This window comes from Methyloparacoccus sp. NF-16 (assembly GCF_056880625.1).
In genome coordinates this window covers 1,017,122-1,030,098 of record NZ_CP174130.1, presented here as the reverse complement: position 1 = coordinate 1,030,098, position 12,977 = coordinate 1,017,122, and the positions used below count along the sequence as shown (strand labels likewise).

Genomic DNA, 12,977 nt, shown 5'->3' with positions numbered 1-12,977 from the left:
TTCAGGCCCCCAGTTGTTCGGACAATTCCGTGGCGCGCCGGGCGGCGGCCTGCATGGCCCTGGCGACCATCTCGCGCAGCCCGCCGGCCTCGAAGGCGGCGATGGCCTGCTCGGTGGTGCCGCCGGGCGAGGTGACGCGGCGCCGGAGTTCGGCCGGCGCCGCGTCGGATTCGATGGCGATGCGGCCGGCGCCCAGGGCGGTCTGCTGGCTGAGCAGCCGGGCGGTGGCGGCGGGCAGTCCCAGCGCGATGCCGGCCTCCTCCATCGCCTCCATGAGCAGGAAGAAATAGGCCGGGCCACTGCCGGAGAGGGCCGTCACCGCGTCGAGCTGAGCCTCGTCGTCGACCCAGACGGTCAGGCCCACGGCGCGCAGGATCGCCTCCGCCTGGTTGCGCTGCTCGGCGCTGACCTGCTCGGTGGCATAGAGCCCGGTCGCGCCGGTCTTGACCATGGCCGGGGTGTTCGGCATGCAGCGTACGATGGCGACGTTGCCGCCCGCCCAGCGGTCGATGCTGCCGGCGCCGATGCCGGCGGCAATGCTGACCACCAGCGGCCGGCGTGCCTGGATGATGTCGGCCAGGTCGCGCACGACGCCGCCCAGTATCTGCGGCTTGACCGCCAGCACCAGCACCTCCGCATGCTCGGCAACGATGGCATTGCGGGCGCTGGTCTGGACGCCATGGGCGCCGGCCAGTCGCGCCAGCGCCTGGGTATCGATATCGGATACCCAGAGGTAGTCGGCGGGGTAGCCGTCCGCGACCAGGCCGCCGATCAGGGCGCCAGCCATGTTGCCGGCGCCGATGAATCCGAGGGAAGGCTGTTTCATGGGATTGCGAATCCGGTTGCTGTTCGGGAGAGGCGGCATTCTAGCCTAGCGCACCCGCGGCCCAAACACGGCAGTGCCGACCCGAACCAGGGTGGCGCCTTCCAGGATGGCGGCCTCCAGGTCGTCCGACATGCCCATGGAGAGCGTGTCCAGCCCCGGCAGGTCCAGGTTCTCCAGGGCCAGCCGCAGCGTGCGGAACGCCTGCCGCTGGGATGCGGGGTCAGCGGTCGGCGCCGGTATGGCCATGAGTCCGCGCAGCCGCAGCCGCGGCAGGGCGGCCACGGCCCGTGCCAGCTCCGGCAGTTCGGCCAGGTTGATACCGCTCTTGCTGTCCTCGTGGCTGATGTTGACCTGCAGGCAGATATTCAGCGCGGGCTTCTGGGAAGGACGCTGCTCGCTCAGGCGTTCGGCCACCTTGAGGCGGTCGACGCTATGGACCCAGTCGAAATGGGTGGCGATCGGACGGGTCTTGTTGGACTGGATCGGCCCGATGAAATGCCAGCGAATCGCCGGGTAGTCGGCCAGTTCCGTCTGCTTGGCCAGCGCCTCCTGCAGGTAGTTCTCGCCGAAGTCGCGCTGCCCGGCCTGGACGGCGGCGCGGAGGGCAGCCACCGGCTGGGTCTTGCTCACGGCGATCAGGCCGACGCTGCCGGGCGGGCGGCCGGCGGCGCGCTCGGCGGCGTGGATGCGTTCCTGGACGGCATGCAGGCGTTCGCTGAGGGTCGGAGTCATGGCACAAAACGGTTGATCTATACTGCGGCCCCGGTACATCCGGGCGCGGAAGAGCGTAAAGACTCCGATCCAGCGGCACAAGCCACATCCTGAGCGAGATGGACATCACCGAACTGCTCGCCTTCGCGGTCAAGCACAATGCCTCGGACCTGCACCTGTCGGCAGGCCTGCCGCCCATGATCCGCGTCGACGGCGACATCCGCCGCATCAACGTGCCGGCGCTGGACACCAAGGCGGTGCACGCACTGATCTACGACATCATGAACGACAGGCAGCGGCGCGATTACGAGGAATTCCTGGAGTGCGACTTCTCGTTCGAGCTGTCGGGCATCGCCCGCTTCCGCGTCAATGCCTTCAACCAGGATCGTGGCTCGGCTGCCGTATTCCGCACCATTCCGTCGACGATCCTGACGCTGGAGCAGCTCGGCTGTCCGGCGTTCTTCCGCGAAGTCATCCGCCAGCCGCGCGGCCTGATCCTGGTCACCGGCCCGACCGGGTCGGGCAAGTCGACCACGCTGGCGGCGATGATCGACCACATCAACACCAACGACTACGCGCATATCCTGACCATCGAGGATCCGATCGAATTCGTGCACCAGAGCAAACGCTGCCTGATCAACCAGCGCGAGGTGCACCGCGACACGCTGGGTTTCAACGAGGCGCTGCGCTCGGCCCTGCGCGAGGACCCGGACGTGATCCTGGTCGGCGAAATGCGTGACCTGGAAACCATCCGCCTGGCGCTGACCGCGGCGGAAACCGGACACCTGGTATTCGGCACCCTGCACACCAGTTCCGCCGCCAAGACCATCGACCGCATCATCGACGTGTTCCCGGCCGCTGAAAAGGGCGTCATCCGCTCGATGCTGTCGGAATCGCTGCAGGCGGTCATTTCGCAGGCGCTGCTGAAGAAGACCGGCGGCGGCCGCACGGCGGCCTGGGAAATCATGGTCGGGACGCCAGCCATCCGCAACCTGATCCGCGAGGACAAGGTGGCGCAGATGTATTCGGCCATCCAGACCGGCCGCCGCGACGGCATGCAGACCCTGGACCAGCACTTGCAGGAACTGGTCGAGAAGGGCGTCGTCACCCGCGAGGCGGCGCGCACCAGGGCCGCCCAGAAGGCGGCCTTCTGAGTGCGCCGGCCGGCATGAACTTCACCACCCTGCTGGAGATCATGACGCGCCATCAGGCGTCGGACATGTTCATCACCGCGGATCGCGAGCCCACCATCAAGGTGGATGGCGTCCTGCAGCCGATCAGCCGCAACCGGCTGACCCGGGAGCAGGCGCTGCAGGTGGTGCTCAGCATCATGAACGCGGCGCAGCGGGAGGAGTTCGAGCGCACCCACGAGTGCAACTTCGCCATCGAGGCCGGCGAACTCGGCCGCTTCCGCGTCAGCGCCTTCATGCAGCGCGATTGCGCGGCGATGGTGCTGCGCCGCATCCAGACGCAGGTGCCCGGCTGGCAGGAACTGGGGCTGCCGGCCATCCTCGGCGAGCTGGTGATGCAGAAACGCGGCCTGATCCTGTTCGTCGGCGGCACCGGCACCGGCAAGTCGACCTCGCTGGCCGCGCTGATCCGCCACCGCAACGAACATTCCAGCGGCCACATCATCACCATCGAGGACCCGCTGGAGTACGTGCATGCGCATGCCGGCTGCATCGTCACCCAGCGCGAGGTCGGCATCGACACGGAATCCTACGAGGTGGCGCTGAAGAACACCCTGCGCCAGGCGCCCGACGTGATCCTGATCGGCGAGATCCGCACGCGGGAAACCATGCAGCAGGCCATCACCTTCGCCGAGACCGGCCACCTGTGCCTCAGCACCCTGCACGCCAACAACGCCAATCAGGCACTGGACCGCATCCTGCACTTCTTCCCGGAGGAGATGCACCCGCAGCTGTTCATGGACCTGTCCCTGAACCTGCGCGCCATCGTTGCGCAGCAGCTGCTCCGCCGGCGCGACGGCAAGGGTCGGGTAGCGGCCATCGAGATCCTGGTCAACACGCCGCGTGCCGCCGACCTCATCCGCAAGGGCGAGGTGCATCTGCTCAAGGAACTGATGAAGCATTCCCGCGAGCAAGGCATGCAGACCTTCGACCAGTGCCTGTTCGCACTCTACCGGGACGGCAGGATCGACTACGAGGATGCCCTGCGTGCTGCGGATTCGCAGAACGAGGTGCGGCTGATGATCAAGCTGGCCGAGGACGCCAGCCATCCCGATGCGCCGGACCCCACGGCCGGCATGACGCTGGTGGAGGACGACGGGCCGGACTGATCCGCCGGCGTCCCGCGCCAAGGCCGGCGAAGGGCGGCGCATCCCGTATAATCCATGCCACTGCCTGTTGCACGCCGCCGGCGCCATCGAAGGGATCGGCCGTGATCGTGGCACAGCATCGAAACCGGGATACCCATAAACCTTGGACAAGGCCGAATTCCTCACCGGGTGGCTGCCCTACCTGCTGCCCGTCGCCATCCTGCTGGTGTTTCTCACCGGTGTCCGCCTGCTGCGAGCCCGGCGCTCCACCCGCACCAGCTACACGCGGCAGGATTTCCTGCTGTCGCCGGAGGAACGCCAGCTGTACAAAGCCCTGCGCCAGGCCATCGGCGAGGACTATGCGGTCTTCGGCCGGGTGCGCATCGACGATATCGTCACCCCGCGTGCCGCGACCGGCACCGATGCCGCCTGGGATGCCCTGGAGCAACTGGGCGAGATGCACTTCCCGTTCGTGCTCTGCAAGCTCTCGGATCTGTCCATCGCCTGCGCCATCCAGCTGGTCCAGCACAAGCTGCCGGGGCGCCGGGGCCGCGAGCTGGCCGAACATCCGCTGAAAACCATCTGCGCCGCGGCCGGCCTGCCGCTGCTGCGCATGGAAGCCAGCCCCTTTTACGACCGCCACGATATCCGCCAGGCCGTTGCCGAGGCCGTGCGCCGGGAGCCGTTGTTCATCACCGAAACCGATGGCCGCAAGGAGCCGACCATCGCCGAACTGGAAAAACTGGAGCTCTGAACCGTCATGTGGACCCTGTACGGGATCAAGAACTGCGACAGCTGCCGCAAGGCCGCTGCCTGGTTGCACGCGCACGGCCGCGCCCACCGTTTTCACGACCTGCGCGCCGACGGGCTGGAACCCGCCCTGCTGCAGGACTGGGCAAGCCGGCTGGGCTGGGAAAACCTGCTCAACCGCAAGAGCACGACCTGGCGCCAGCTGCCCGAGGCGGCGCGCCAGGACCTGGACGAGGCGCGCGCGCTGGCACTGATGCTGGCGCAGCCAACGCTGATCAAGCGGCCGCTGCTGGTCGCCGGCGACCGCCTGCTGGCGGGATTTTCAACCGAACGCTATGCCGAGCTGACATGAGCGCAACCCTGGAACTGACCTGCGAACTCATCCGCCGGCGCTCGGTGACCCCGGACGATGCCGGCTGCATGGAGCTGATCGCCGAGCACCTGTCGCCCTGCGGCTTCACCCTGGAGCGGCTGGACTTCGCCGACACGCAGAATCTCTACATGCGCCACGGAACCGGGGCGCCGCTGCTGGTGCTCCTGGGACATACCGATGTGGTGCCGTCCGGACCGGAATCGGACTGGCGCCATCCACCCTTCGCGCCGGTGATCGAGAACGGCCTGCTGCACGGCCGTGGCGCCGCCGACATGAAGAGCGGTGTCGCCGCCATGGTGACGGCGCTGCAACGCTTCGTCACCCGCCATCCCGACCACAGGGGCTCGGTCGCCATCCTCATGACCAGCGACGAGGAAGGGACGGCAACCCATGGCGTGGCCAGGGTCATCGAGACCTTCGAGGCGCGCGGGGAAAAGATCACCTGGTGCCTGATCGGCGAACCGTCGAGCTTCGACCGGCTGGGCGACGTCATCCGGATCGGCCGCCGCGGCTCGCTCTGCGGCACTCTGACCGTGCATGGCGTGCAGGGTCACGTGGCCTACCCGGACAAGGCCGACAACCCGATCCACCGCCTTGCCCCGGCGCTGGCGGAACTGACGGCGGAAGTGTGGGACGCGGGCAATGACTGCTTCCCGCCGACCAGCTTCCAGGTCTCGAACATCCAGGCCGGCACCGGCGCCGAGAATGTCATCCCCGGGCGGCTGGTGGCCAGTTTCAACTTCCGCTACTCCACGGCGCTCACCGAGGCCGACATCCGGAGGCGCGTCCACGCCATACTCGACCGGCATGGCCTGCGCTACGAGCTGGACTGGCGGCTGTCCGGGGCACCGTTCCTGACCACGGGCACGACGCTGATCGAGGCGACCCAGTCGGCCCTGCGGCGGGTGGTCGGCCAGCCGGCGCGGGCGGATACCGGCGGCGGCACCTCCGACGGCCGCTTCGTCGCGCCCACCGGCGCCGAAGTGGTGGAACTCGGCCCCCTGAACGGGACGATCCACAAGGTCAACGAAGCGGTCCCGGTGGCGGACCTTGACCTGCTGTCCGACATCTACGAAAACATCCTGGTCAACCTGCTGGTTGCATGAACCTTCGGACTGGAGCCACCGCATGACCGAACAAGCAAACGCCCCCCTGGTTTCCGCCGAGTGGCTGGCCGAACGGCTGGACGCGCCGGACCTGGTCATCCTGGATGCCACCTTCTTCCTGCCGAGCCAGGGTCGCAACGCGCGCGACGAGTACCTGCACGCGCACATTCCCGGCGCCCTGTTCTTCGATATCGACGTGATCGCCGATCACGACACGCCGCTGCCGCACATGCTGCCAAGCGCCGAGGCGTTCTCGGCGGCGGCCGGCAAGCTCGGCATCGAGGAATTCACCACGGTCGTCATCTACGACAACAACGATTTCATGGCCGCCGCCCGCGCCTGGTGGACTTTCCGGGTCTTCGACCACGACCATGTCCTGGTGCTCGACGGTGGGCTGGCCCGCTGGCAGGCGCTGAACCTGCCCACGCGCTCGGGACCGGAGCCGGCGCAGAGCCGCCACTTCCACGCGGTTCATCGCCCCGCGCTGGTGCGCAACCTCGACGAGATACGCGACGCCATCGGCCATCCCGAGACGCAGTTGCTGGACGCCCGCTCGCCGGGCCGCTTCACCGGCAGCGAGCCGGAGCCGCGACCGGAACTCCGGTCCGGACACATCCCCGGCAGCCACAACCTGTTCTTCCGCCGCCTGATCGACGACGACAGCCACTGCCTGAAGCCGGTCGACGCGCTGCGCCAGGCGTTCCTCGCCGCCGGCATCGACCCGGACAAGCCGGTCGTCACCACCTGCGGCAGTGGCGTCACCGCCGCGATCCTGGCCCTGGGTCTCTACCGTCTGGGCAACGAATACGTGGCGGTCTACGACGGCTCCTGGTCGGAGTGGGGCGCCCGCGAGGATATGCCGGTCAGCACCGGCGCGGCATGACCGGGACAGGCGGAATGGTGGCGACGGCGACCCGCTCGCCCCGGCCGGGCCTAAAACCCAGTATTTTTCTCAACAAAGAAGTTTTGCCATAATACGGCTTTATTGCCCGCGAGCAGCGCGATCAACGACGCATGGCCAGAAAAGCTCCGCATTTCGAAGAGTCGTTGACCGAGCTGGAGCAGCTGGTCGAGCGCATGGAGCAGGGCAATCTCTCCCTGGAGGAATCCCTGCGCCTGTTCGAACGCGGCGTGCAGCTGACGCGCAGCTGCCAGAATGCCCTCAAGGAAGCCGAGCAGAAAGTTCGCATCCTGCTGGAAGAAAACGGCGAACCCACCTACAAGCCTTTCACCGATGACATCTCCTGACGCCTTGCCAGACTTCATGGCGGCCTGCCAGACCCGCGCCGAAGCCGCCCTGGACGCCCGCCTGCCCGCCGAGACCCGCATGCCGGAACGGCTGCACCAGGCCATGCGCTATTCCGCGCTGGGCGGCGGCAAGCGGCTGCGGCCGCTGCTCACCTATGCCACCGGGCAGGCGCTGGGCCTGGCGCTCGACCTGCTGGACGGCCCGGCAGCCGCGGTGGAGATGATTCACGTCTACTCGCTGATTCACGACGACCTGCCGGCGATGGACAACGACACCCTGCGGCGCGGCAAGCCCACCTGTCATATCGCCTTCGACGAGGCCACCGCGATCCTCGCCGGCGACGGCCTGCAGGCGCTGGCGTTTCACGTGCTGGCCCATGACCCGAGCATCAGGGTACCGGCGGAAAACCGCGTCGCCATGATCGAGTGCCTGGCCATGGCCAGCGGCTCGCTGGGCATGGTCGGCGGCCAGGCCATCGACCTGGATGCGGTCGGCCAGGCGCTGGACCTGCCGAGCCTCGAAAGCATGCACATCCGCAAGACCGGCGCCCTAATCCGTGCCAGCGTCAAGCTGGCGGCGCTGGCCCAGACGCCCATCGAGCCGGTGGTGACCGACCGCCTCGACCACTATGCCAAGTGCATCGGGCTGGCCTTCCAGATCCAGGACGACATCCTCGACGAGGAAAGCGATACCCAGACCCTCGGCAAGACCCAAGGCAAGGATCGCGACAACAACAAGCCCAACTACCCGGCCCTGCTGGGGCTGGCCGGCGCCAAACAGAAGGCCCGGGAGCTGCACGAATCGGCGCTGGACAGCCTCGCGGGCATGGGCCCGGAGGCCAACCTGCTGCGCGAGTTGTCGCGGTTCATCATCGAGAGGCATCATTGACCCCGGCAACCCCGCCCGGCTGGCCGCAGAGCCGCTGCCTCGCCATGCGACACGGAAACCTCGCGCGCTTCATCAACTAGGTTGCATCACCCGCGGCGCTCGCCGACCGCCAGGACAGAACTCCCCATGACTCAATCCACCCACGCCCCCCTGCTCGACACCATCACCGACCCGGCCGACCTGCGCGCCCTGTCGGAAGACCAGCTGCCGCAACTGGCCGAGGAACTGCGCGACTTCCTGCTGCACAGCGTCAGCCAGTCGGGCGGCCACCTGGCGGCGGGCCTGGGCACGGTCGAGCTGACGATCGCGCTGCACTATGTCTTCGATACCCCGCACGACCGGCTGGTCTGGGACGTCGGCCATCAGGCCTATCCGCACAAGATCCTGACCGGGCGGCGCGAACGCATGCCCACCATCCGCAAGAAGGACGGGCTGTCGGCCTTCCCCTGCCGCAACGAGAGTGACTACGACACCTTCGGCGTGGGTCACTCCAGCACCTCCATCAGCGCCGCCCTGGGCATGGCCATCGCCGCCCGGCTGGAACAGCGCAACGCCCATGCCGTGGCCATCATCGGCGACGGCGGGCTGACCGGCGGCATGGCCTTCGAGGCCCTCAATCATGCCGGTGCCCTGGACGCCAACCTGCTGGTCGTGCTCAACGACAACGAGATGTCGATCTCGCCGAACGTGGGGGCGATGAACAACTACCTGGCCAAGCTGCTGTCGGGCCGCTTCTATTCCACCATCCGGCAGGGCAGCAAGCAGCTGCTGAAGAATCGCATGCCGACGGTGTGGGAGCTGGCCCGGCGGGCGGAAGAGCATGTCAAGGGCATGGTCGCACCCGGTACCCTGTTCGAGGAGCTGGGCTTCAACTACATCGGCCCGATCGACGGCCACGACCTGGACACGCTGATCACGACCCTGCGCAACCTGCGCCAGACCGATGGCCCTCGGTTCCTGCATGTCGTCACCAGGAAGGGCAAGGGCTACCTGCCAGCCGAAAAGGACCCGGTCGCCTATCATGGCGTCGGTACCTTCGATCCCAGCAAGGACCACCTGCCCAAGGCCAAGCCCAGCTCGCCGACCTACACCGAGGTGTTCGGGCAGTGGCTGTGCGACATGGCCGAACGCGACCCGCGCCTGCTCGGCGTCACGCCGGCGATGCGGGAAGGTTCGGGACTGGTGGAATTCGAGAAACGCTTCCCGGAACGCTATTTCGACGTCGGCATCGCCGAGCAGCATGCCGTGACACTGGCGGCCGGCCAGGCCTGCGAGGGCTTCAAGCCGGTGGTCGCCATCTACTCGACCTTCCTGCAGCGCGCCTATGACCAGTTGATCCATGACGTGGTGCTGCAGCAGCTGCCCGTGCTGTTCGCCATCGACCGCGCCGGCCTGGTCGGCCCGGACGGCCCGACCCATGCCGGCAGCTTCGACCTCAGCTATCTGCGCTGCCTGCCGGGCATGGTCATCATGGCGCCGGCCGACGAGAACGAATGCCGGCAGATGCTCTACACCGGCTTCCTGCTCGACGGTCCGGCCGCGGTCCGCTATCCGCGCGGCAAGGGTCCCGGCACGCCGGTCGAAGCGGCCATGAGCGCGCTGCCGCTGGGCAAGGCCGACGTGCGGCGCCAGGGCAAGGGCATCGCGCTGCTGGCCTTCGGCGCCATGGTCCAGCCGGCCCTGGAAGTCGGCGAGCAGCTGAATGCCACGGTCGTCAACATGCGCTTCGTGAAACCCCTGGATGAGGCACTGATCCTGAAGCTGGCCAAGGAGCACGAACTGCTGGTCACGATCGAGGAAAACGTCATCTCCGGCGGCGCCGGCAATGGCGTCAACGAGGTGCTGAACGCCCACCATTGCCGCACGCCGCTGCTCACCATCGGCCTGCCCGACCTGTTCATCGAGCAGGGCACCCGCGAAGAAGTGCTGTCAGTGGCAGGACTGGATACAGCCGGCATCCTGAAGAGCATCGAGCATTACCGCGCGACCGGCGCCAAACCCGCCAGGAAAAGCGCCTGATGGAACGGATCAAGGCCAGGATCCGCGACATTCCCGATTTCCCCAGGCCAGGCATCCTCTTCAAGGATATCACGCCAGTGGTACTCGATGCCGAGTGCCTGCGGCTGGCCGTGGAGTGCCTGCACCGGCCGTTCCTCGGCCAGGGCGTCACCGCGGTCGCCGGCATGGAGGCTCGCGGCTTCATCTTCGGTTCCCTGGTGGCCTGGGAATTGGGCGTTGGCTTCGTGCCGCTGCGCAAGCCCGGCAAGCTGCCCTACCAGGTGAAATCGATGGAATACGACCTGGAGTACGGATCGGCCGCCCTGGAGGTACATACCGATGCCGTCGGCGAGGGTGACCGCGTACTGATCATCGATGACCTGCTGGCAACCGGCGGCACGGCACGGGCCAGCTGCGAGCTGATCGAGTCGCTGGGTGCCGAGGTGGCGGGGTGCGCCTTCATGGTCGAACTGGACGCGCTGCGCGGCCGCGACAGACTGGAGCGCTGGCCGATTCATTCGCTGCTGCATTATTGATCGAGCGGCGCCGCCGCCCGCCGGAATGCCGCCCCGGGGCGGCACCGCGAAACCACGCCTGACCGAGGATACCCGCCTGATACGCCTGTTGCAGCTGACGGATTTTCATCTTCGCAAGGCGCCCGGCGACACGCTGCTGGGCGTGGATACCGAGCGCAGCTTCCGGGAAACGCTGGCTGCCGCGCTTGCCGATGGCACCCCGCCCGATCTGGCGCTGCTGACCGGGGACCTGGTCCAGGATGCCTGCCCCGAAACCTACATGCGCCTGGCCAGCCTACTGGCCGACCTGCCCTGCCAGGCCTGGTGCCTGCCCGGCAATCATGACGATCCGGCACTGCTGGCGCGCCATCTGGCCGGGGGACGCCTGCATGTCCAACCGCAGATACTGCTGCCGGACTGGCAGATCATCTGTCTGGACAGCACCGTGCCTGGCTCGCCGAAGGGCCGCTTGTCGGCGGCGCAACTCGCGACACTGGCCAGCCTCCTGGAACAGCAACCGGAGCGGCACGCCCTGATCGCCCTGCACCACCACCCGGTCCCGAGCGGTAGCGCCTGGATGGACACGATGCAGCTCGAAAACACCGGCGCGTTCTTCGAGCAGCTCTCGCGGCACCCACAGGTGCGCGGCATCGTCTTCGGCCACATCCACCAAGTTCTGGATGAGGAACTGAACGGCATTCGCCTGCTGGGTAGCCCGTCGACCTGCTTCCAGTTCGGACCACGGCAGGCGGATTTCGGCCTGGACGCGGTTCCGCCGGGATATCGCTGGATCGAGTTGCGCGAGGACGGTACCCTGGCGACCGTGGTCAGGCGCCTGGACCGGTTGCCGGCAGGGCTGGATGTCGGCTCGGCCGGCTATTGAGCGGCACGGCGATGAGGGTCAGTGGTGCTCGGCCTGCAACAGCGCCGGCAGTTCGGACTTGGGTCGGGCGAAGCCAAGCAGGTCGCCCAGTTCGGTCAGGGCCTGCTGGTAGACCTGGCGCTTGAAATAGACCACATCCCTGACCGGATCCCAGTAGTCGACCCAGCACCAGGTATCGAATTCGGGCTTTACCGAGCAATCCAGCCGGATATGGGATTCCGGCGACATCAGCCGCAGCATGAACCATAGCTGCTTCTGGCCGATGCAGAGCGGATAGGAACGCTTGCGGATGTAACGCTCCGGCAGGTCGTAATGCAGCCACTGGCTGGTGCGCCCGATCAGCTGGACATCGCGGCTGCGCAGGCCGACCTCCTCGTAGAGCTCCCGGTACATGGCGTCCTCGGGATTCTCGTTGCGCTTGATGCCGCCCTGGGGAAACTGCCAGGAACGCATGCCGACCCGGCGCGCCCAGAAGACACGGCGCTCGTTGTTGCAAAGCACGATGCCGACATTCAGGCGGTATCCGTCACGGTCTATCATGGCTGGCCAGGTTCAGGAATTCGAATAGGTATAATCCGCGGCTTTGTGCCGCCGGCCGCGGGGCCAGCAGGCGAGCCCACCGCGCCGGGTCAGACCGGCCTTTTCACTAATCGCCGAATGTAAAGGAAACGCGTGACTCTGGCAATCTTTGACCTCGACAACACCCTCATCGCCGGTGACAGCGATTATCTCTGGGGCCAGTTCCTCGTCGACCGGGGTATCGTCGATCGCGATCATTATGAAGCGGCAAATGCGCGCTTCTATGAGGACTACAAGGCGGGGAAACTGGATATCGGCGAATTCCTGGCCTTCGCCCTGAAACCGTTGTCGGAGCACCCGGCCGACCAGCTTCACCGCTGGCGATCGGCGTTCGTGCACGAAAAGATCGAACCGATCCTGCTGCCGGCCGCGCGCGAGCTGATCGCGCGCCACCGGGCGGCGGGCGACACCCTGCTGATCGTCACCGCGACCAACCGCTTCGTCACCGAACCCATCGCGGTGCTGTACGGCATCGAGCACCTGATCGCCACCGCGCCGGAGTTCAGCGATGGCCACTACACCGGCCGATACGAGGGCACCCCCTGCTTCCAGGCCGGCAAGGTTACCCGGCTACAGGAATGGCTGGCCGGGAACGGACACGATCTCCGCGGCAGCTGGTTCTACAGCGACTCCCACAACGACTTGCCCCTGCTCGAACAGGTGGAGCACCCGGTGGCAGTCGACCCGGACGCTATCCTGGAACGGGAGGCCGAGAGCCGGGGCTGGTCCGTGATCAGCCTGCGCGACGGCAGCTGTCCCGATCACCACCTGACGCGGGTGGGCCGGGGCAAGCCCTGGCTGTGAGCGACTAGCGCCGGGTT

The 12,977-nt window shown here is 67.1% G+C and carries 15 protein-coding genes; 12 read left to right on the top strand and 3 right to left on the bottom strand.

Annotated elements, in window-relative coordinates; genetic code table 11:
* Position 1: 1 nt before the first annotated feature.
* Together proC and ACH5N8_RS05020 are read right to left on the bottom strand one after the other, a co-directional pair.
* Positions 2-826, bottom strand: a complete 825-nt coding sequence (gene proC / locus ACH5N8_RS05025; RefSeq protein ID WP_483282746.1) for a pyrroline-5-carboxylate reductase — start codon at positions 824-826, stop codon at positions 2-4.
* Positions 827-871: 45 nt separating this feature from the next.
* Positions 872-1,558 carry a YggS family pyridoxal phosphate-dependent enzyme gene (locus tag ACH5N8_RS05020; protein WP_483282745.1) on the bottom strand — a complete coding sequence of 229 codons (687 nt, stop codon included), beginning with the start codon at positions 1,556-1,558 and terminating at the stop codon, positions 872-874.
* A 98-nt stretch (positions 1,559-1,656) separates the two neighbouring features.
* Between ACH5N8_RS05020 and ACH5N8_RS05015 the strand changes: the two genes are divergently transcribed.
* From ACH5N8_RS05015 to cpdA, 11 genes are all read left to right on the top strand, one after another.
* Positions 1,657-2,691: a type IV pilus twitching motility protein PilT gene (locus ACH5N8_RS05015; protein ID WP_483282744.1), complete on the top strand. Its 1,035-nt coding sequence runs from the start codon at positions 1,657-1,659 to the stop codon at positions 2,689-2,691.
* Positions 2,692-2,705: 14 nt separating this feature from the next.
* Complete coding sequence (locus ACH5N8_RS05010; protein ID WP_483282743.1) at positions 2,706-3,836, top strand: PilT/PilU family type 4a pilus ATPase; 1,131 nt, start codon at positions 2,706-2,708, stop codon at positions 3,834-3,836.
* A gap of 142 nt (positions 3,837-3,978) precedes the next feature.
* Entirely contained in the window at positions 3,979-4,569 is a 591-nt protein-coding gene (locus tag ACH5N8_RS05005; protein WP_460028619.1) for a DUF2726 domain-containing protein, read from the top strand.
* Between the two features lie 6 nt (positions 4,570-4,575).
* Positions 4,576-4,917, top strand: coding sequence for an ArsC family reductase (locus tag ACH5N8_RS05000; protein ID WP_460028618.1), 342 nt, complete (start codon positions 4,576-4,578; stop codon positions 4,915-4,917).
* Positions 4,914-6,044, top strand: a complete 1,131-nt coding sequence (gene dapE, locus ACH5N8_RS04995) for a succinyl-diaminopimelate desuccinylase (RefSeq protein ID WP_460028617.1) — start codon at positions 4,914-4,916, stop codon at positions 6,042-6,044. Before ACH5N8_RS05000 ends, dapE begins: the two co-directional genes overlap by 4 nt.
* A gap of 22 nt (positions 6,045-6,066) precedes the next feature.
* Positions 6,067-6,927, top strand: coding sequence for a 3-mercaptopyruvate sulfurtransferase (gene sseA / locus ACH5N8_RS04990; RefSeq protein ID WP_460028616.1), 861 nt, complete (start codon positions 6,067-6,069; stop codon positions 6,925-6,927).
* Between the two features lie 131 nt (positions 6,928-7,058).
* On the top strand, positions 7,059-7,292 hold the full coding sequence (locus tag ACH5N8_RS04985) for an exodeoxyribonuclease VII small subunit (protein ID WP_460028615.1): 234 nt from the start codon (positions 7,059-7,061) through the stop codon (positions 7,290-7,292).
* The gene (gene ispA / locus ACH5N8_RS04980) at positions 7,279-8,181 is read left to right on the top strand and encodes a (2E,6E)-farnesyl diphosphate synthase (protein ID WP_483282742.1); all 903 of its coding nucleotides are present in this window, start codon (positions 7,279-7,281) and stop codon (positions 8,179-8,181) included. Before ACH5N8_RS04985 ends, ispA begins: the two co-directional genes overlap by 14 nt.
* Before the next feature lie 126 nt (positions 8,182-8,307).
* Entirely contained in the window at positions 8,308-10,200 is a 1,893-nt protein-coding gene (gene dxs, locus ACH5N8_RS04975; protein WP_483282741.1) for a 1-deoxy-D-xylulose-5-phosphate synthase, read from the top strand.
* Positions 10,200-10,715, top strand: a complete 516-nt coding sequence (locus tag ACH5N8_RS04970; protein WP_483282740.1) for an adenine phosphoribosyltransferase — start codon at positions 10,200-10,202, stop codon at positions 10,713-10,715. The genes dxs and ACH5N8_RS04970 overlap by 1 nt, the downstream gene beginning before the upstream one ends.
* A gap of 25 nt (positions 10,716-10,740) precedes the next feature.
* Complete coding sequence (cpdA, locus tag ACH5N8_RS04965; RefSeq protein ID WP_460028611.1) at positions 10,741-11,577, top strand: 3',5'-cyclic-AMP phosphodiesterase; 837 nt, start codon at positions 10,741-10,743, stop codon at positions 11,575-11,577.
* Positions 11,578-11,595: 18 nt separating this feature from the next.
* Here the strand turns inward: cpdA and ACH5N8_RS04960 are convergent, their stop codons facing one another.
* Entirely contained in the window at positions 11,596-12,117 is a 522-nt protein-coding gene (locus ACH5N8_RS04960) for an RNA pyrophosphohydrolase (protein ID WP_460028610.1), read from the bottom strand.
* Positions 12,118-12,249: 132 nt separating this feature from the next.
* Here ACH5N8_RS04960 and ACH5N8_RS04955 point away from each other — a divergent pair, with 132 nt between their 5' ends.
* Entirely contained in the window at positions 12,250-12,960 is a 711-nt protein-coding gene (locus ACH5N8_RS04955; RefSeq protein WP_460028609.1) for a histidinol-phosphatase, read from the top strand.
* The last annotated feature ends 17 nt before the right edge of the window (positions 12,961-12,977 follow it).

What these genes read in the sequence shown, in the direction of transcription:
- proC (WP_483282746.1), bottom strand. Translation starts at nt 826, where the DNA reads ATGAAACAGCCTTCCCTCGGATTCATCGGCGCCGGCAACATGGCTGGC.
- ACH5N8_RS05020 (WP_483282745.1), bottom strand. Translation starts at nt 1,558, where the DNA reads ATGACTCCGACCCTCAGCGAACGCCTGCATGCCGTCCAGGAACGCATC.
- ACH5N8_RS05015 (WP_483282744.1), top strand. Translation starts at nt 1,657, where the DNA reads ATGGACATCACCGAACTGCTCGCCTTCGCGGTCAAGCACAATGCCTCG.
- ACH5N8_RS05010 (WP_483282743.1), top strand. Translation starts at nt 2,706, where the DNA reads ATGAACTTCACCACCCTGCTGGAGATCATGACGCGCCATCAGGCGTCG.
- ACH5N8_RS05000 (WP_460028618.1), top strand. Translation starts at nt 4,576, where the DNA reads ATGTGGACCCTGTACGGGATCAAGAACTGCGACAGCTGCCGCAAGGCC.
- dapE (WP_460028617.1), top strand. Translation starts at nt 4,914, where the DNA reads ATGAGCGCAACCCTGGAACTGACCTGCGAACTCATCCGCCGGCGCTCG.
- sseA (WP_460028616.1), top strand. Translation starts at nt 6,067, where the DNA reads ATGACCGAACAAGCAAACGCCCCCCTGGTTTCCGCCGAGTGGCTGGCC.
- ACH5N8_RS04985 (WP_460028615.1), top strand. Translation starts at nt 7,059, where the DNA reads ATGGCCAGAAAAGCTCCGCATTTCGAAGAGTCGTTGACCGAGCTGGAG.
- ispA (WP_483282742.1), top strand. Translation starts at nt 7,279, where the DNA reads ATGACATCTCCTGACGCCTTGCCAGACTTCATGGCGGCCTGCCAGACC.
- dxs (WP_483282741.1), top strand. Translation starts at nt 8,308, where the DNA reads ATGACTCAATCCACCCACGCCCCCCTGCTCGACACCATCACCGACCCG.
- ACH5N8_RS04970 (WP_483282740.1), top strand. Translation starts at nt 10,200, where the DNA reads ATGGAACGGATCAAGGCCAGGATCCGCGACATTCCCGATTTCCCCAGG.
- cpdA (WP_460028611.1), top strand. Translation starts at nt 10,741, where the DNA reads ATGCCGCCCCGGGGCGGCACCGCGAAACCACGCCTGACCGAGGATACC.
- ACH5N8_RS04960 (WP_460028610.1), bottom strand. Translation starts at nt 12,117, where the DNA reads ATGATAGACCGTGACGGATACCGCCTGAATGTCGGCATCGTGCTTTGC.